The 17357-nt window shown below is 41.3% G+C and carries 12 protein-coding genes and 2 tRNA genes; 9 read left to right on the top strand and 5 right to left on the bottom strand.

What is annotated here, in order from left to right:
• The first annotated feature begins 44 nt into the window (after nucleotides 1-44).
• The 7 genes from mutS to IT6_RS06900 all read left to right on the top strand — a co-directional run bounded on the left by mutS (nucleotide 45) and on the right by IT6_RS06900 (nucleotide 10318).
• Nucleotides 45-2546 (top strand): DNA mismatch repair protein MutS, encoded by a 2502-nt coding sequence (gene mutS / locus IT6_RS06930; RefSeq protein ID WP_206825733.1) that lies wholly within the window; start codon nucleotides 45-47, stop codon nucleotides 2544-2546.
• A 130-nt stretch (nucleotides 2547-2676) separates the two neighbouring features.
• Nucleotides 2677-3045 carry a DUF423 domain-containing protein gene (locus tag IT6_RS06925; RefSeq protein WP_206825732.1) on the top strand — a complete coding sequence of 123 codons (369 nt, stop codon included), beginning with the start codon at nucleotides 2677-2679 and terminating at the stop codon, nucleotides 3043-3045.
• Nucleotides 3046-3090: 45 nt separating this feature from the next.
• Nucleotides 3091-5697: an ATP-dependent chaperone ClpB gene (clpB, locus tag IT6_RS06920; protein WP_206825725.1), complete on the top strand. Its 2607-nt coding sequence runs from the start codon at nucleotides 3091-3093 to the stop codon at nucleotides 5695-5697.
• A complete protein-coding gene (locus tag IT6_RS06915; RefSeq protein WP_134440224.1) occupies nucleotides 5697-6071 on the top strand; it encodes a hypothetical protein in 375 nt (124 codons plus the stop codon). Before clpB ends, IT6_RS06915 begins: the two co-directional genes overlap by 1 nt.
• 14 nt (nucleotides 6072-6085) lie before the next feature.
• On the top strand, nucleotides 6086-7087 hold the full coding sequence (locus IT6_RS06910; RefSeq protein WP_206825722.1) for a Ppx/GppA phosphatase family protein: 1002 nt from the start codon (nucleotides 6086-6088) through the stop codon (nucleotides 7085-7087).
• Between the two features lie 112 nt (nucleotides 7088-7199).
• Nucleotides 7200-8585: a glutamate decarboxylase gene (locus tag IT6_RS06905; protein ID WP_134440222.1), complete on the top strand. Its 1386-nt coding sequence runs from the start codon at nucleotides 7200-7202 to the stop codon at nucleotides 8583-8585.
• Between the two features lie 44 nt (nucleotides 8586-8629).
• A complete protein-coding gene (locus IT6_RS06900; RefSeq protein WP_206825720.1) occupies nucleotides 8630-10318 on the top strand; it encodes a nitroreductase family protein in 1689 nt (562 codons plus the stop codon).
• On the opposite strand, the gene IT6_RS06895 is transcribed toward IT6_RS06900, so the two are convergent.
• The 4 genes from IT6_RS06895 to IT6_RS06880 form a co-directional block, all read right to left on the bottom strand.
• Nucleotides 10319-11188 (bottom strand): L,D-transpeptidase family protein, encoded by an 870-nt coding sequence (locus IT6_RS06895; protein WP_134440220.1) that lies wholly within the window; start codon nucleotides 11186-11188, stop codon nucleotides 10319-10321. It lies immediately after the preceding gene.
• 88 nt (nucleotides 11189-11276) lie between these two features.
• Nucleotides 11277-11350, bottom strand: a tRNA-Gly gene (locus IT6_RS06890).
• Between the two features lie 167 nt (nucleotides 11351-11517).
• Nucleotides 11518-11591 (bottom strand) — tRNA-Arg (locus IT6_RS06885).
• Between the two features lie 34 nt (nucleotides 11592-11625).
• Nucleotides 11626-12258, bottom strand: a complete 633-nt coding sequence (locus IT6_RS06880; protein ID WP_134440219.1) for a lytic transglycosylase domain-containing protein — start codon at nucleotides 12256-12258, stop codon at nucleotides 11626-11628.
• A 128-nt stretch (nucleotides 12259-12386) separates the two neighbouring features.
• Here IT6_RS06880 and IT6_RS06875 point away from each other — a divergent pair, with 128 nt between their 5' ends.
• Both IT6_RS06875 and IT6_RS06870 read left to right on the top strand, forming a co-directional pair.
• The gene (locus IT6_RS06875) at nucleotides 12387-13274 is read left to right on the top strand and encodes a YihY/virulence factor BrkB family protein (protein ID WP_206825718.1); all 888 of its coding nucleotides are present in this window, start codon (nucleotides 12387-12389) and stop codon (nucleotides 13272-13274) included.
• 314 nt (nucleotides 13275-13588) lie between these two features.
• Nucleotides 13589-14005, top strand: coding sequence for a hypothetical protein (locus IT6_RS06870; protein ID WP_134440217.1), 417 nt, complete (start codon nucleotides 13589-13591; stop codon nucleotides 14003-14005).
• A 130-nt stretch (nucleotides 14006-14135) separates the two neighbouring features.
• Here IT6_RS06870 and IT6_RS06865 read toward each other — a convergent pair whose 3' ends face one another.
• On the bottom strand, nucleotides 14136-17351 hold the full coding sequence (locus IT6_RS06865) for an efflux RND transporter permease subunit (protein WP_206825716.1): 3216 nt from the start codon (nucleotides 17349-17351) through the stop codon (nucleotides 14136-14138).
• Nucleotides 17352-17357: the final 6 nt, after the last annotated feature.

Genomic DNA, 17357 nt, shown 5'->3' with positions numbered 1-17357 from the left:
AATATCAAATTTCAAAGATTCCGACAAAAATAATAAACAAAGAAATGAAGGAAATAGAAAATCTGACCCCGATGATGAAACAGTACTGGGAGGCTAAACAAAAACTACCTCCCGATGTCTTTCTGCTTTTCAGGCTCGGTGATTTTTTTGAACTGTTCTTGGATGATGCGAAGGAAGGAGCAAAGATACTCAACTTGGCTTTGACCCAGAGACAGGGAGTACCCATGTGCGGTGTTCCTGCCGAAAACATTGAAGGCTATATCACTAAGCTAGTCAAAGCCGGAAAAAGGGTTGCCCTTTGCGATCAAGTTGAACAACCCAAGCCCGGTCAGCTTGTCAAAAGGGAGATTGTTAGAATCATATCCCCGGGTAGCAATGGTTATGGCTCTTTACTTCATCCCAAAGAACACCAATTTTGCATGAGCTTGGTCCCCTGGAGAAACAAATTTGGGATTTCTTTCATCGATATTACTACCGGCTTATTCCTTTCTGGACAGGTTGATGGAGAAAAAGAGTTTTTCGAAATGCTTAACCGCTATAGCCCCCTGGAAATCATTATTCCCCAAGGCGAGCAATTTTCTTTCATTCAGAGCAATGAACAGGGTAAAGAAGTCTTGGATGGCCTCAGCAGTGATTGTTTTATTCATCGCTATTTTTCCTGGGCATTTTCTTATGAAGAAGCCAAAAATTTCCTGATTAACCATTTTAGGGTGTCTTCTTTAGAAGGATATGGCCTTGGAGAGTTGCCAGCAGCGGTTTGCTCGGCTGGAGCTCTTCTTCGCTACCTGGGTGAAGAACTGCACCAAAGCATTTCCCACATCGGTCCTATTCAACAGCTCATTCCAGCTAACATACTCTGGATTGATACGATTGCTCAAAGAACCCTTGAAATTATCCATTCCCAGTCAAAATCAGCAAAAAGCCTTTTCGAGGTCATCGATAGAACCGTTACCCCCGGTGGAGGAAGGCTATTGCGACGGTTTCTTATTGAACCTTCCAAAGAGCTTGCCGTGATTGAAGAAAGACAGCAGGCGATCTCTTTTTGGGTAGATCATCCCAAGCCAAGAAAAGAACTCCGGGAAATACTCGAAAAGGTTGGTGACTTAGAAAGGCTTCTTTCCAAAGTTTCTCAAGGTTATGTTAATCCAAGGGAACTCTTGAACATCAAGCTCTCTTTAAGTCAGCTTCCCCTTATAAAAAACCTTCTCAGTTCTCTTTGCGATGAAACAACAAGCGAAGTCTCTGAAAGAATATCCTTGGAAAGGGATATTGTAGAGGAGCTTGACAAGGCAATTGAAGAGGATCCTCCCCTTTCGAATAAAGAGGGGGGAATAATAAAAAAAGGGTATTGTCAGGCACTAGATGAACTCAGGGAGCTATCTGAACAAGGCCAAAAGTGGCTTATCGATTATGAACAAAAAGAAAGAGAAAAAACAGGGATAAAAACACTTAAGATAAAATATAACCAGGTGTTTGGTTATTTAATCGAGGTGAGCCACAGTCAATCAAAGGCAGTCCCACCCCATTACGAAAGGCGCCAAACCCTGGCCAACGTGGAACGATTTATCACCCGGGAGCTAAAAGAAATCGAATTTAAAATTTTAGGATCAAAAAACCGGGCAAACGAACTTGAGCAGGATCTATTCAGGGCTTTAAGAGAAAAGATCGCTTCAAGGATTCCCTCAATCCAAAAAACAATGGAAACAATCAACAAACTTGATGTGATCAGTTCACTTGCTGATTTAGCCCAAGAAAGAAAATATTGTAAACCCACAATGGTCGATGAACCCCTGATCGAAATCGAAGAGGGTCGTCATCCCATCGTTGAACAATGCCTGCCTCCAGGAGAGTTTGTTTCGAATTCGACTCATCTTGGCCCCGGTCAACGGATTTTGTTAATTACTGGTCCTAACATGGCTGGCAAAAGCACTTATATAAGGCAAGTCGCCCTTCTTTGTTTACTTGCGCACACCGGTTCTTTTATTCCTGCAAAGAAAGCCAAAATCGGCATTTTGGATAGAATTTTTACCCGTATTGGGGCTAACGATGACCTGGCCATGGGACAGAGCACATTTCTTGTAGAAATGAATGAAACGGCAAATATTCTTCATAATGCCTCTTCAAGAAGCCTCGTTATCCTTGATGAAGTGGGCAGGGGAACAAGTACATATGATGGGCTGTCCCTGGCTTGGGCGATTGTGGAAGAGCTTTACAAGACAAACAGGTCTTTGACTCTTTTTGCCACCCATTACCACGAACTGGCACAGCTGGCTGATATCTATCCAGAAATCAAAAACTATTCCATGGCTGTCAGGGAAAATGAGGGGAATGTGGTTTTTCTAAGAAAAGTAGTCAAAGGGAGCATGGATAAAAGCTACGGGATTCATGTTGCAAAACTAGCAGGCATTCCGGATAGAGTGATAGCAAAAGCAAAAAAAATCCTTTCCATTATGGAGTCGGGACAAAAAAAGAAAAATTCCAAGAAAAGAAAAGAACCTTCAGAGGGTCCTTCACTGTTCCCTTCACTTTTCGATCAAAAAGATTAAGTCACAAGGTAAAAGTTTTTTTTTTGAAAACCATAAAAACATGGGGTGAGTAAAATCCAAAAATTCACTTTTCTTTTCTTTTCTAACTCAGTTACAATCCTAAAACTTTTGAAACAACTGACATATAACGATGAACAGGCTTAAAGTATCATTAGCTGCCTTCCTTGGTTGTCTTGCTGTGATCTGTGGGGCATACGGGGCGCACGGATTAAAATTAGCCCCACAAGAAATGCATTACATGGAAATGTGGAAAACAGCTGTTCAATACCATTTTTTTCATGTCCTTACGCTCCTCTTTGTGGGTTCCCAGAAAAAGGGATTTGGGATTCCCTTTATTTTGTTTCTTCTAGGCATTGTTTTTTTCAGTGGCTCTCTTTATATTTTGGTTATAACTAAATCGTTCTTTTGGGCAAAATTTACTCCTTTTGGTGGAGTGGCTTTCATTGTTGGATGGTTAGGGTTAGGGATTGAATTTCTTTTTAGAAAAATCCCTGATTGATAGCCACAAGCTTAATGAAATCAACTAAAGGTAAAGGGAAAAGCAATGAATAGATTTACTGAAAAAGCACAGGAAGCCATCGCTGAGTCCCAGGCAATCGCCACAAGATATGGCCATCAAGTTGTCGATGTCGAACATCTGCTTGAAGCCTTAATAATCCAGGAAGGAGGACTGATTCCTAGAATTTTGGAAAGATGTGGCATCCCCCTAAAAATATTTCGTGAAGAACTTGAAACTGAACTTGAAAAATTCCCCCGAATAACGGGCACAGCGGCCACCACAGGCAGTTACATCAGTCAACGATTCAGCGAGCTATTGGTTAAAGCAAGAGAAGAAGCCAAAAGACTTAAAGATGAATACGTCAGTGTTGAACATTTGCTTTTGGCAATGCTCGAAGAACCCTCAAAAACGGTGGTGGGCAGACTCTTTAGAACCTATGGATTAGGCAGGGAAGCTTTGTTACGCGTATTAACCGAGGTACGAGGATCGCAAAGAGTCACTTCTCCCAACCCGGAAGTCACCTATGAAGCATTGGAAAAGTATGGTCGGGACCTAACAAAACTAGCTGAACTGGGCAAACTCGACCCGGTCATTGGCAGAGACAGTGAAATCCGAAGAACAATTCAGGTGTTATGCCGGCGGACAAAAAACAATCCTGTTTTGATCGGTGAACCTGGGGTAGGGAAAACGGCTATAGTCGAAGGTATTGCTCAACGGATCGTTAAAGGAGATGTGCCTGAGAGTTTAAAAAGTCGCCGGATTATTGCCTTGGATATGGGTGCATTAATCGCAGGGGCAAAATACCGGGGAGAGTTCGAAGAAAGGCTAAAAGCTGTCCTTAAAGAGATCAGCTCCTCCCAAGGCCAGATTATTCTTTTTATTGATGAAATCCATACGGTGGTTGGAGCGGGCAAGGCTGAAGGAGCTATTGATGCAGGCAACATGCTTAAACCGATGCTTGCTCGTGGCGAGCTTCATTGTATTGGGGCAACGACCCTGGATGAGTACCGTAAATATATTGAAAAGGACGCAGCCTTGGAAAGAAGGTTTCAGCCTGTGCTCGTAGAAGAACCCAGTGTCGAAGATACGATTTCGATACTCCGTGGACTGAAGAACCGATATGAAGTCCACCATGGCGTGAGGATCAGGGATAGTGCCCTTGTTGCTGCAGCTACTCTATCCCACCGCTACATCTCGGACAGATTCTTGCCTGACAAAGCCATTGATCTGGTTGATGAAGCCGCAGCCAAGCTCAAGACTGAAATAGAAAGCATGCCTGAAGAACTTGAGTCTTTAGAGAGAAAAGTTTTACAACTTGAAATCGAAAGGGAAGCTTTAAGAAAGGAAAAAGACGAGGCTTCCCAACTCAGATTAGCTGAATTGGAAAAAGAACTTGCCGATACAAAGGCTGAAAAAGATAGGCTAAAAGCCCATTGGGAAGAAGAAAAGGGAGCAATTCTAAAGCTTCAGCAACTGCGCGAAGAACTCCAAAAGACCGAACAGCTGATAGAAAAGGCTCAAAGAGAATATGACTTGAATAAAGTCGCTGAATTACGCTATGGGAAAATTCCCGTTCTTTCCAAGCAGATAGAAGAGCTCGAATCAAAAATAACTCAACGGGGAGAGTCTAAAAACCGAATGATTCAGGAAGAGGTTACTCCTGACTTAATCGCTGAAATTGTTTCACGCTGGACGGGTATTCCTGTTAGTCGGCTGCTTGAAGGAGAAAAAGAAAAGCTCCTTAAACTTGACCAGATCCTTCATAAAAGAGTTGTAGGACAAGATGAAGCTGTTCAAGCGGTAACGGAAGCCATTCTCAGGGCCCGTTCAGGTCTAAAGGATCCCAAACGACCAATTGGTTCTTTCATCTTTTTAGGACCTACTGGAGTCGGGAAAACCGAACTTGCTCGATCTCTAGCTGAAGCTCTCTTTGATAGTGAAGAAAATATGATCAGGCTCGATATGAGCGAATACATGGAAAAACATACCGTTGCCCGTCTTATCGGTGCACCTCCGGGTTATGTAGGTTTTGAAGAAGGAGGACAGCTTACCGAAGCTGTGCGTCGTAAACCCTACTCGGTCATTTTACTCGACGAGATTGAAAAAGCCCATCCCGAAGTTTTCAATCTTTTCCTGCAGATTCTTGAAGATGGAAGACTGACTGATGGTCATGGTCGGACAGTAGATTTTAGAAACACCATCATCATCATGACTTCTAACATAGGCAGTGTTTATCTTACCGAGGCTGCACTTGCGGGGGGAGTCATCAGTGAAAACGTCCGCCATAAAATCATGGAAGAGCTCAGAGCTGTCTTTCGCCCCGAGTTTCTCAATCGGATAGATGAAGTGGTGATCTTTAAACCCCTGAGCCTAGAAGAAATTAAACAGATTGTGGATCTCCAGCTAACTCTTCTCAAAAATAGGCTCAAGGAAAGATATATTGAAATCGAGCTTTCAGATCCTGCTAAATCCCATCTTGCACAGGAAGGCTACAGTCCTGTTTATGGAGCAAGGCCTCTACGGAGAGTTATCCAGAAAGAGTTAGAAACCCCTCTTTCCAGAAAAATTATTAGTGGTGAGATTAACGAACATGATCAGGTTTTCATTGACTTCAGGGAAGGAAAACTTCAATTTGATATAAGAAAAGAGTGATGAAAGAGTTATCTCCAGCTTTTTTCTCTTCAGCCTTGGAAGAGAAAATTCGCGCAAAACTCTCTGAAATATCTGTCCAACTTGATCAACTTAGTGCTGCTTACCTTTCACGGTTACACAGGGAAATAGAAAACCTTGCTCTGCAAATTTCTCTTCTCAATAACCATGCAGCGGACAGCCAAAAAAAAGTGAAGTTACTGAGTCAAATTCTAGAAATCCTCGAAGAAATACAGATTCGTCCCGAAAAAGGCAGAAGAAAGGATTTAAAAAAAATAGACTCTTTAATCGGTTTTCTTTCAGAAATGCTTGAAAAAAACAGCAAGGAACTAAAGATCTCTTCTTTTATCATTTCCCTACAAAAACAGATCAAATAAAAGAGATAACATTCATGATCTTTCCGCAGCAAAATCAGTTCATTCAAAAAAAAGAAAGAGTTATCCGGTATTATCCCTTGGTTCAAGACACAAAAGGTTTCGGTGTATTCGACATTGGCAGTAATACGATAAAATTCCTTGCTGCACGGCTTAAATCGGACAACCAGCTCGATTATCTTCTTCATCTCAGTTATACCACAAGACTTGCCGAAGGCCTTTTTTTTACAGGAGAACTTAGTCAAGAAGCCATCTATAGAACACTGGATATACTCGGTTTGCTTCGTCGTCGTGCCGATGAACTAGGGCTGACTCATCGTATCGCTGCTGCTACCAGTGCAGTGAGAGACAGCAAAAACCGGAAAAATTTTTTAAAACAAGCAGAAGAAATCCTTGGTCATAAGATCATTCTTTTAAGCGGGGATGACGAAGCTAAACTCATTTACCGAGGGGTGAGTTCCGATCCCTTGTTGCAAGACAAAACAGATCCCCTTACCGTTGTCGATGTAGGAGGGGGAAGTTCAGAGTGGATTCGGGGAAAAGATAAAATCCCCGAGTATTTTCTTAGCCTGCCTCTGGGTGCAATCAGGATAAAAGATCGTTTTATTGAGGGCTACCCGGTGGGGACCAAGACCGTTGCTAAGATGCTTCTTTGCTTAGAAAAACAACTGCAAGAACAATTAAAAGATATAAGGATAGATTGCCAAGGGGTTATAGGCACAGGCGGCACAATCTCAACGATGGCTAACATTTTTCAGCAATCTTCAAAGGAAGATTTCTTGAAAACTCATCTCTTCCCCATGGATACAGATTCTATTCTAAAAAAGATAGAAGAGTTTGCTCGCTACGATCTAGAAAAGCTAAGGACAGTTCCTGGACTTCCCCATAACCGGACCGAAATCATCATTCCAGGAATGGCTGTCGTATTTAGTACTCTTGTTGTACTCGGGTCAAGTACCATTATTTCAAGCATTAGAGGTCTTCGCTACGGTCTTCTTGACTTATTGATTAGTGGATAGCTCGATCTGTGATCATCCCAGTCAAAAATCATGGAGCCTAGGCTTAAAAAAAATAATTTGCTTGAAACTTTATCCTCCCTTTATCTGTTGAAACTAAAAAAGGCAACAACTCATGCACAAGTTTTTTGATAATCATGATAACACCATCGAAGAACTGATTTATCCCGCCTATGCCAAAAGGTCCATGGTGGAGCCCGTTCCAAAATACCATTTCCCCCTAAAAGGCATGCCCCCTGAAGTTGCTGCCCAGATTATAAGAGATGAATTAATGCTCGAAGGCAATCCAAGATTAAACTTGGCCACATTCGTAACGACCTGGATGGAAAAAGAAGCAAGAGAACTTATGGCCGAAACCTATGACAAGAACTTGATTGATAAAGACGAATACCCGAAAACAGCCGAAATTGAAAAACGGTGCGTACGGATGATTGCTCGTCTTTTCCATGGCACTGATGCTGAAAAGCCTATTGGCACTTCTACCGTTGGTTCGTCAGAGGCGATTATGCTTGCTGGATTGGCCATGAAATGGAATTGGAAAAAAAGACAAAAACAATCAGCAAAACCTTTCAATGCGCCTAACTTGGTGATGGGAACGAATGTCCAGGTCGTATGGGAGAAATTTTGCCGGTATTTTGAAGTTGAACCAAGGTTCATTCCTGTCGTTGCTGGAAGTTATGTGACCAATCCAGATAAAGTCGCTTCATATCTAGACGAAAATACAATTGGAGTGGTAGCCATTTTGGGAACCACCTATTCAGGTGAGTTCGAGCCCATCGAACAAATTCATGAAGTTGTCAAAGATTTTTCGATTACCAAGGGTATAAAGATTCCTCTTCATATCGATGCAGCAAGCGGTGGTTTTGTTGCCCCTTTCATACACCCCGAGCTCAAATGGGATTTCCAGCTCCCTTTTGTTGAATCGATCAATGTATCTGGTCATAAATACGGGTTGGTTTATCCCGGGGTGGGATGGGTTATCTGGAGAAATGAGTCTTCTTTACCCGAAGAACTCATATTCAAGGTGAGTTATTTGGGAGGAGAGCTTCCTACCTTTAACTTGAATTTTTCTCGACCTGGCAGCCAGGTTATCGCCCAATATTATAACTTCCTTCGACTGGGCAAAGAAGGTTACACCCAGATCCTTAAGTCGATGCAAACCATAAGTTTGCATTTAGCTGAAAAAATTGCCTCCTTGGGGATATTTGAAATGATTAGCCAGGGAAAAGATATTCCTGTCATATGCTTTGAGCTTAAATCTAAAGAGCCTTTTAGCGTGTTCGATCTTTCGCATAAGCTCAGGGAAAAAGGATGGCAGATTCCGGCTTATTTTATGCCTCCTGATGCCCAGAACACCGCTGTGATTAGAATAGTCATTCGGGAGGGATTTTCCAGGGATATGGCTGATGTGTTGTACAATGATATTAAAAAAGCGGTTGAAGAGCTAAGATCTCACACTCATCGTCCTCATCCTAAAAAATCTCTTCGTTTCATTCATTGATATTTTCTGTTTGTTCATCCCTCTCATTGAGTTTATAGAACAAAATGGAAAAAAACATTCGATTAGGGGATAATATTGTCTTTGATTATCACCAAAGGACAAAGCATAGACTTGAAGCTTATGCTCCCTCACCCATGTTTCTTGATTGGGAAAATGAACCATTCCCTTTCAGGATTTATGAAGGAAGCCCTAAAATAGGGCTAGCTCTCATTAAAGAAAGCGGTTCTTCTTATTTCGACAGTCTTGGTACAGAAGAGATTCCCACCAAACCCTTGGACGAACAAACGCTTAGTCTTTTTCTTCTAGATAGTTTGTCAATTTCAGCCTGGAAAAGAGCTCCAGGGCTTTCTCCATGGAGCCTAAGAATAAATCCTTCAAGCGGCAACCTCCATCCAACAGAAGTTTATCTTATCATCGATAGTTTTGGAAAAGAGCAGAATGAAACGGCCTTATACCATTACTGTCCTTTGTTCCATTGTCTTGAAAAAAGAGCAACGCTTGGAAAAAACTTGTTAGCTGATTTTGGTCTTCCAGCTCAGGGATTCTTTGTGGGGATAAGCTCGATATACTGGAGGGAGTCTTGGAAGTACGGAGAGCGGGCCTATAGGTATTGCCAGTTAGACATTGGACATGTTCTAGGAACAATCCGTTTTTCGGCATCCCTGCTCGGGTGGGAAAGCTATTTAGTCGAAGGAATAGGGACGGAGCTTCTTGGCTCTATCCTTGGTCTTGCTTCCCAAGAAGGTCCAGAAAAGGAATATCCAGAGATCCTTTTATTGATTGTACCGTTGCAAAAGAAAAGCGTTGAATTGACCATTGAAGAGGAAAAATTAAAAAGGCTTATTCCTCGCACTCTGTTCGGACAGCCTAACTCATTGAGCAAGGAACATTTTCCTTGGCCAGAAATTGAAAAGATAGCTGCTGTTTGCCAAAGAACTTCTTTTTTCCCTTTGAAAATCAAATTGGCCAAAACAATCTCACCAAGCCACTCTTCATTGACTTCTTCCTTAGTCCGTCAAGTTTACGCAAGAGAAATCATCCACCAAAGGAGAAGTGCACAAGCCATGGATAAATCGGCACAATGCCCTAGAGACAAATTCCAGTTTCTTTTACAAAAGACTTATAACAACTTAAAAAACAAGCTCTTTCCTTTTGACCTTTTTAAAGAAAATTTTATCATAGCTCTTCTCTTTTTCATCAACCACGTTGAAGGATTAGCTCAAGGGATCTATTTCTTGGAGTTGCAATCTGATCTAGAAGAAATCAAGCAAAGTTTTCATGGGAGCTTTTTATGGGAAAAGATTTTCGACTCCATTCCCTTTTTCTCCATGCAACCCCTAAAAACAGATACTTTAGCCAAGATGGTTCATTGCTACCAGTCGATTGCGGCTGACAGTTTTTTTTCTTTGGGAATGATCGTCAAATTTGAAGATCCAATCAAAACCTATGGACCAACCCTCTATCCAGAACTCTTTTGGCAATGTGGGCTGCTAGGCCAGTTCCTGTATCTAGAGGCAGAAGCAGTTGGATTCAGGGCTACTGGCATTGGGTGTTTTTTTGATGATGAAGTGCATAGGATAGTTGGTATAAAAGACCAAAGGTGGCAATCTTTGTACCACTTTACGGTAGGTAAAGAAATCGTAGATAAAAGGATCCAAAAAATCGATCCTTACTTTTTTCTTGAAAAAATCAGGTCCGAATCAAACTTCTTTGAAAAGCTGCCTTTAGGTTAATCAATTCCTAACCAGTACGGGAGTCCCCAAGGATACGAGGGGATAGAGATCTTGAGCAAAACTTTTAGGGAGCCTCACACAACCATGGGATGCCGCATAACCGGGCAAATAACCTCCGTGAAGACCGACTCCATCGTCGGTAAGCCTAAGGAAAAAAGGCATATCAGCAGGCTCGTAATGAAGACCTGCTGGTGGAATCATCCCAACAGTAGCATTAGCATAAATGATCTTGCCCTTTGAGTCGACAAAACATCCATACTTGTTTGACCGGTGAAGAATTTCTTTGTTAATCACTTTAAAATGACCAACAGGGGTAGGATGATCTTTTGTTCCCGAACAGATGGGAGCGATGGCTGCTAGCCTTCCACCCTGATAAACATAGAGCTTTTGTTCACTCAGAACGATTTCAAGTTTGGTCACTTTCTCGGAAGGATTAACATTCCACCAAATAGCGGGCAAAATCCTACTAATGACATACACCCTTTCGGTTCCGGGTTTTTTTTCGGGCTGTGAGTTCGTAACATTAGATCCAGCTTGTTTCTTTTCCAGTTTCTCTTTTTTCTTTTCTTCCTCTTTCCTTTTCTTTTCTTCTTTTTCTAACTGTTTAAGCCTCTTTTTCTCTTCTTTTTCTTTCTGTTTCAGAATCTTTTTGGCTTGTTCAGGGGACAGTTCTTGAGCCTCAAGAGCATTTTCACTCGGAGGATTTGACCCTAAGTCGGCTTGGTTTTCTTCTTGCCGATCTTCAGTATTGGTTACAGAAGCCTCTTCATTTGCCAAATCCTCAGCAAAAGCTCTGATTGAACTTAAAACAAAGGGCAAACATAAAAGAAGAAGGATAGATAACAGTCTTTTTTTAGACTTAGGGTTCATTGGTTTAAACTTTTTATACATCGATTCAAAACAAGAACTACTTATTAATCAATAAGAAGGAAAAAAGCAAAGTTTACTAGAAAAAAAATGGAGCGGGTGAAGGGAATCGAACCCTCGTGTGCAGCTTGGAAGGCTGCCGTTCTGCCATTGAACTACACCCGCTTCTAGATCTGTCCTTTTTAAACGAATAGTTGAGTTTAAAATTACCAATATTTTTATATGATCAAATAAAAGCGCAAATCAATTTTTTGTTTACCCTTCATTACATAGCCTTTTTTGTTACCTATAAAAAGAAAAAAGTGCAAAACATCAATGTTTGTTTTTTCCAATGGGCCCTACAGGATTTGAACCTGTGGCCTGCTGATCCGTAGTCAGCCGCTCTAATCCGCTGAGCTAAGGGCCCTTTTACCAACAAAATTTCTCTTTGTGAAACAAGACTACTTATTTTTTTTTGTTGAATTGTAGTCTCTAGACTCATCGCTTCCAATAAAGGTAAGGACTTCATTCCAAGAAAGCCAAAAAAAGCCCCCTTTATATTCTTTATACCTTTCAAGAATTTTTAAGATATAGCTTTTGGTCGAAGGGAAATCAATCTTTCTTAAAAAAGCGCTAGCACTGGTCGGATTTTGGGGATCTACCCAATGAAGTGCATTGCGTCTGCCTGCATTATACTCGGCAAGAGCAAAAACGGTAGGATTATCTGTGTTTTGCCATCTTTTAAGAGCCTGTCCTAAATACCAACTGCCAATTTGAATATTTAATTGAGGATCCAATAAATTATCAATAGGGATCGGAGAAGTTTTCTCTTTTTGAACCCAATCTTGGACAGCCGGCTCTCTGATTTGCATCAGTCCTCTTTCCCCTGACCTTCCAATCTTTTTGGGTCTAAATCGACTTTCTTTCCAGATAACCGCTTTGATAAGGAGCGGATCAACCCCATACTCATGGGCATATTCGGCTATATAGGAGTCATATTTCATTTCAATTTTTGAGGCGATGTCTTGCCATAAAAAAAGGATCATGATTATTGTGAAAAGAAGGATGATGATAAGGTTAACGGTTTTTGTCATTTTTTTTTATAGAACTAAAACAATCCTTTTAAAGAGAAATACCCTTCAAAACTAACTGTTCTTTTATTATTTTATCCAAAGGACGGCTCAGGTAAAGAAGGACAACTTCATTCATAACAATTGTCTTTATGAGATTTCTTTTTAGCCTTTTTAAAGGAGCCATTGGAGGTTGGATTGCCCACAATGGCTCAAAAATGGGTGCTGCGCTTTCTTGTTACATCCTTTTTTCCGTAATTCCCCTTATATTGGTCCTGGTTTCTATAGCTAGTCTTTTTGTTGATCCAATTAAGGTCAATCGCCAAATTATTTTCATTTTTTTGCAGATTTTAGGAGAGGAATCTATCAATATTTTAAAGAGCTATCAAATTCATGCTCCTGTTGGATTCTGGAGCAATCCTCAGCAACTGTCGATGGTTATGTTTTCTTTGTTATTTGGTGCTTCAGGAGCTTTTATTGAACTGCAAAAATCTCTCAATGAAATATGGGAAATAGTTCCTGGCAAAGAAGCCGGATTATGGCATGCTGTCCAAAAACAATTCTTTTCCTTCCTTATTATCTTTTTATTAGGATTACTACTTCTGCTTTTCCTATTGCTTTCAACTACTTTTTTAGAGACCGCCACTTTTTTAAGAGAGTTTTCTCCAGAATTAAAAAAATATATCCCTGAAGGTATCCAGCTTGCCAGCTTTCTTGCAGAATTCCTTATATTTTCATTACTTTATAAAATTTTACCCGACAGCCAAATTCAGTTCAAGGATGTTTGGTTTGGCGCCCTGTTTTCGGCTTTACTCATTTTTGCAGGAAAGTCACTGCTTTGGATATCCCTGAGAAAAAGTGCCGTAGCCTCTATTTACGGAGCAGGGGGCTCTGTGATCATGCTTTTGCTCTGGATCTTTTACTGTTCGCAAATTTTTTTCTTTGGAGCCGAATTGACTAGAGAATATGCTCTTTTGAGTTCAAAAAACAAGGAAAACAGAAAAGAATCAAAATCCCAACCTTATTTAACTCGTCGGTAAAAAGTATAAAAAGACTTCTGCTTAGAAAAGCTGTGGAGGCCATTTAAAACGACATTGAATAGATCGCGTTATGGCCCATTAGAGGAGGTATCAATGGTTTTATGGTCTCCACAGCAATCTTTTCAAAGCATTTTTTATACCAGCTGCTTTTTATTAAATCTCTTAATCCTGATTTTATTCCAAGAAAATTGTTTTATTCCAATTATATTTCAACTTTTTATTTTTAAGCAAATGATTTAAAGTTAGAATAAAGTCATTCTCCATGAAATTCTTAGAGAGTGACCTCCTAATTAAGAAAAAAGAGAGAGGAACTTATGAAGAAAATGATTTATATATTGTCATCGCTTGCTTTTTTAGGGTTTGGGACAGCGACTATTCCCCTTCATGCCCAGCAGCATCGGCACCATCATGAACAGGGAACATCAATGAAATTCCACCACATGCATGAAATGATTAATCATGCCGTGGAGATGGCTGCAGAGGGCTCTAACCTGATCATGTTGGGAGAGATGGGCATGTCGCCGGGTATTGATGAAATGTCGATAGAACATGGAAGACATCACATTAGGGAAGCTCAAAATTTGATAAACCGGGTCTTGGCCAGTAAAACAATGAAAGAGCTACATCAGAAGGGATTAGGGGAAAGCTCTGAAATGACTTATACCCATAGGTTAGCAGACAAAGCCAAAGATTATATTAATCTTGTAGCCGAAATGCATTCGGTCAAATGACCCTTTACTTGGAAGCGGACTCTGGTATGGAGGAGTCCGCTTCATCCTTTTTATTATAATTTGAATGCCCTTTAGCGAGAGCCAAGGTTTTCCTTCGACTGAAGGAAATTTTTGGGTTGTTTTAGTTTTTTTATTTGTTTATGGCCTTCAGTTTTTGAGATACAACAACCGATCTTCTCTCAAGATAAATATAGATCACTGGATAGATAATAAGCTCCAATATAGCTGAAGTAATCACTCCTCCGACCATTGGTGCAGCTATCCTTTTCATCACATCCGCTCCCGTTTCCTGACTCCAAAGTATAGGTAAAAGGCCAAACAGAATGGCGCAGACTGTCATCACCTTTGGTCTTATTCTACCCGCGGCTCCTTCCTTTACCGCGTTTAAAAGATCATCCATTGAATTCAATTTTCCCTGTTTTTTAGCTTCCATGAAAGCGTGATCAAGGTAAAGAAGCATGATTACACCGGTTTCAGCATCAATTCCAGCCAAAGCGATCAAACCGACTGCAACAGCAACACTCAAGTTATAACCCAAGATATACAGAAACCAGAATGCTCCAACTAACGAAAAAGGAAAAGCCAGAAGGACAATAACCGCTCTTTTGATAGAGCCCGTATTGATGTAAATCAGGACAAAAATGATAAACAAGGTTAAAGGAATAAGAATGGAAAATTTGGCTTTGGCCCGCAGGAAATATTGGTAGCTGCCAGCCCATTCAATATAATAACCTGGTGGGAAAAAGATTTTCATGCCTATCTTTTGACCCGCTTTCTTGATATATCCGACTAGATCTTTTTCAGCCGTGTCTACAAAAACAAAATTGACCAGTTGTGCATTTTCGCTTCGGACAAGCGGAGGGCCTTGGTTAAACCGAATATCAGCTATTTCTCCTAAAGGAACCTGCGAGGTCGTAAACACTGCAGCAGCCATAGCCTCCTGCCCAGTCATCTGTTTCGGTAAAGGGGGTTGTGGAGGAAGAGGAACAAGAATCTGAGACAGTGCAGCACTATCTTTTCTAAAATCCCGGTTGTACCTGACACTGACTGGATAACGCTCTCTTCCTTCTATTACTGTGGTCACAGGATTTCCTCCAATGGCTCCCTCTATGATTTGATCCACATCTTCGATTGTTAATCCGTAGCGAGCCAGTCTCTCCCTGCGTGGAATGATATCGATATAATTCCCACCCTCAATTCTCTCCGCATAAGCACTACGGGTTTCGGGTAGTTCCAAGAGCACTTTTTCTATTTCTTCCCCAAGCCTGTTCAACTCTTCATAATCTTTGCCGAAGATCTTGATTCCCAAGACGGATCGAAATCCTGTCGTAAGCATCTGGATCCTTGTTTGGATAGGCATCCAGAACACGTTAGCTACGCCTGGAAAATGCAACTTTTGATTCATTTCCGCAATCAGCTTGTCCCAATCCATACCCTTTCTCCATTTCTCCTTAGGCTTTAAAGTTACAACCGTTTCGGTCATTGAAAGGGGAGCTGGATCGGTTGCTGTATCCGCCCCTCCCGCTTTTCCAAAAACCATTTCTACTTCAGGGAAGGTCATCAAGTAGCGATCCTGCAGATTAAGAAAGCGAGAAGCTTCAGAGATGCTTATTCCGGGTACTGCTGTGGGCATGTAAAGGATCGTCCCTTCATTGAGAGGAGGCATGAACTCTGCCCCCAATTTTGACAAAGGATAAAAAGTAGAGCCTAAAATAAGTAAAGCTAGGGTTATAACGACAAACCTATGTTTTAAGCTCAGCTCAAGCAGTGGAGTATAGATAAAAAAAAGAAACCGGTTGAGTGGGTTTCTTTGTTCAGGGATGATCTTGCCTCTCACAAACCCAAGCATAAGAGGGGGAACAAGGGTAACCGAAAGCAAGGCAGCAAAAAACATGGAGAAGGTTTTTGTAAAAGCAAGGGGTTTAAATAGTCTTCCTTCCTGGTCTTCCAAAGCAAAAATGGGTAAAAAGGAAACGGTAATGACAAGCAGGGAAAAAAATAGGGGTCTACCCACATTTTTTGAAGCTTCAAGCAATAACTTTCTTCGGACAGAACCACTAGGCTCAAGACCACTAGCAACCTTGTATTCTTCTAGCGAGCGATGGGCATTTTCAACCATCACAATGGCTGCGTCGATCATCGCTCCTATCGCTATAGCTATACCCCCCAGTGACATGATATTAGCGGTCAGATGAAAACTAGAAAATGGAATGAACGATAAGATAACAGCGGTCGGCAACATAAGAATCGGAACAAGCGAGCTGCGTATGTGCCAAAGAAAGACAACACAGACAAGACTGACAATAAGACATTCTTCAATAAGCTTTCTTTTAAGTGTATCAATCGATCTGTATATAAGCTCGGAGCGGTCATAAACCGGAATGAGTTTAACTCCTGGGGGAAAAGAAGCTTCCAGGCTTTTGATTTTCTTTTTTAAACCATTGATCAGTTGCAAGGCATTTTCTCCGTACCTCATGACCACAATCCCACCCACCGCCTCTCCAAGTCCGTTAAAATCAGTCACCCCAAATCGAAAATCTCCACCAAGGGATAGGTCTCCAAGCTGGCGGACAAGGACAGGCACTCCTTGCCTTCCCCTTTTTACAACGACATTGCCGATGTCTTGCAGATTCCTAAAATAACCCTTAGCTCTTATGTAAAATTCCACCGTGGAAACCTCGATGCTTTTGCCCCCTACATCTCGATTGCTTTTTTGTATTGCCTCGACTACTTCACCAAAACGGACTCCATAAGCCAAGAGCTTGTTAGGATCTACATTAACCTGATATTGCCGAACATAGCCGCCAAAACTGGCTATCTCTGAAACCCCATGCACTGTCCCAAGCGCATAACGCAAGGTCCAATCCTGGAAGGAACGCAACTGATCCAAGGTATATTTTCCAGAAGTATCGACTAAAACATATTCAAAAACCCAACCTACTCCACTCGCATCGGGTCCTATCGTCGGAGTAACATTAGAAGGGAGTTTTGTACGCACCGTATTCAAATACTCGAGCACCCTGCTCCTAGCCCAATAAAGATCTGTCCCATCCTCAAAAATCACATAGACAAAAGATTTACCAAACATCGACTCCCCTCTTACATACTTGACTTTGGGAGCCGATATAAAAAGAGTCGAAATTGGATATGTAATCTGATCTTCAACAAGGGTTGGGCTTCTTCCTGGCCATTCGGTATAGACGATCACTTGGACATCAGAAAGATCGGGAATCGCATCAAGAGGAACATGAAAAATAGAATAGATCCCTAAGACTGTGCCTAAAAAAACAAAAAGGAGAACTAGAAAAGGATTTTTCCCACTCCACTGTATGATTCGGCTGATCATTGTCGG

It is taken from the genome of Methylacidiphilum caldifontis, from assembly GCF_017310505.1.
Lineage (GTDB): Bacteria > Verrucomicrobiota > Verrucomicrobiia > Methylacidiphilales > Methylacidiphilaceae > Methylacidiphilum > Methylacidiphilum caldifontis.
The sequence above is the reverse complement of the archived record's forward strand: the minus strand, read 5'-3'. Positions and strand labels throughout refer to the sequence as shown.

What these genes read in the sequence shown, in the direction of transcription:
- mutS (WP_206825733.1), top strand. Translation starts at nt 45, where the DNA reads ATGAAGGAAATAGAAAATCTGACCCCGATGATGAAACAGTACTGGGAG.
- IT6_RS06925 (WP_206825732.1), top strand. Translation starts at nt 2,677, where the DNA reads ATGAACAGGCTTAAAGTATCATTAGCTGCCTTCCTTGGTTGTCTTGCT.
- clpB (WP_206825725.1), top strand. Translation starts at nt 3,091, where the DNA reads ATGAATAGATTTACTGAAAAAGCACAGGAAGCCATCGCTGAGTCCCAG.
- IT6_RS06915 (WP_134440224.1), top strand. Translation starts at nt 5,697, where the DNA reads ATGAAAGAGTTATCTCCAGCTTTTTTCTCTTCAGCCTTGGAAGAGAAA.
- IT6_RS06910 (WP_206825722.1), top strand. Translation starts at nt 6,086, where the DNA reads ATGATCTTTCCGCAGCAAAATCAGTTCATTCAAAAAAAAGAAAGAGTT.
- IT6_RS06905 (WP_134440222.1), top strand. Translation starts at nt 7,200, where the DNA reads ATGCACAAGTTTTTTGATAATCATGATAACACCATCGAAGAACTGATT.
- IT6_RS06900 (WP_206825720.1), top strand. Translation starts at nt 8,630, where the DNA reads ATGGAAAAAAACATTCGATTAGGGGATAATATTGTCTTTGATTATCAC.
- IT6_RS06895 (WP_134440220.1), bottom strand. Translation starts at nt 11,188, where the DNA reads ATGAACCCTAAGTCTAAAAAAAGACTGTTATCTATCCTTCTTCTTTTA.
- IT6_RS06880 (WP_134440219.1), bottom strand. Translation starts at nt 12,258, where the DNA reads ATGACAAAAACCGTTAACCTTATCATCATCCTTCTTTTCACAATAATC.
- IT6_RS06875 (WP_206825718.1), top strand. Translation starts at nt 12,387, where the DNA reads ATGAGATTTCTTTTTAGCCTTTTTAAAGGAGCCATTGGAGGTTGGATT.
- IT6_RS06870 (WP_134440217.1), top strand. Translation starts at nt 13,589, where the DNA reads ATGAAGAAAATGATTTATATATTGTCATCGCTTGCTTTTTTAGGGTTT.
- IT6_RS06865 (WP_206825716.1), bottom strand. Translation starts at nt 17,351, where the DNA reads ATGATCAGCCGAATCATACAGTGGAGTGGGAAAAATCCTTTTCTAGTT.